Source organism: Brachyspira sp. SAP_772, from assembly GCF_009755885.1.
Taxonomy (GTDB): Bacteria; Spirochaetota; Brachyspiria; order Brachyspirales; family Brachyspiraceae; genus Brachyspira.
The window spans coordinates 1-696 of the sequence record NZ_VYIX01000184.1 but is presented as its reverse complement, the minus strand read 5'-3'; the positions used below and the strand labels follow the sequence as shown (position 1 = coordinate 696).

At 20.8% G+C, this 696-nt stretch carries 1 protein-coding gene and 1 pseudogene; both read left to right on the top strand.

Translation table 11 applies throughout. From position 1 onward, the window contains the following. A pseudogene (locus GQX97_RS15015) lies at positions 1–330 on the top strand (hypothetical protein); the annotation flags it as partial. A 2-nt stretch (positions 331–332) separates the two neighbouring features. After that, positions 333–696, top strand: a 364-nt coding sequence (locus GQX97_RS13420; RefSeq protein ID WP_368666586.1) for a permease prefix domain 1-containing protein, incomplete at its 3' end; no start/stop codon positions are given.

Sequence of the window (696 nt, the reverse complement as noted above, 5' to 3'; positions counted from 1 at the left end):
TCTTATATAAATAATTCATTAATTCCAAGTATATTTTTTATTGTTTCTGGAATYATTGTTATTTTTTTAACTACAGTTATACARTTTATTAATATGCGTAATATATACGAAACTTTTGAATATACTTATAATGATTATAAAATAAATTTAAAATATTCTATAATAGGTTTTKTAATTATATCTATAGCAGTATTTATATTTAATATGTTTTTTACACCTCATCATATTTGGTTTGTATTTGTTATTATATACTTTTTATCTTGGCCTTTGACTGTATTTTTMTTTTATAGATTTTTTAAAAATTCTGATAAAAATATTAACAGGAAATAATGATGAATATTAATGAGTTTTATAAAAATATTAAAAAGAAATACCCTAATACTAAAGAAGTTCTTGARCAATTAGATGAAATAAAAGATRTGCTTAATTCTAAAGTTCAGCATTATGTAAAAAATGGAATGAAATATGAAGARGCTTGCAGTAAATCTATAGATGAGCTTGGCAATATTGATGAAGTTTTTGAAGATATAAGCAAAGATGCAAAAATTGTACATAATTTATATATAAAAATATTAACAGTTTTAATATCATCTTTTTCTACAGCTATTTTAGCTTTTACTTTTGGTGTGATTATAGATAACTTAAGTGTTTTTAATGATACTACACAATTTTGCTATACACGTAGCTTTTCCGATT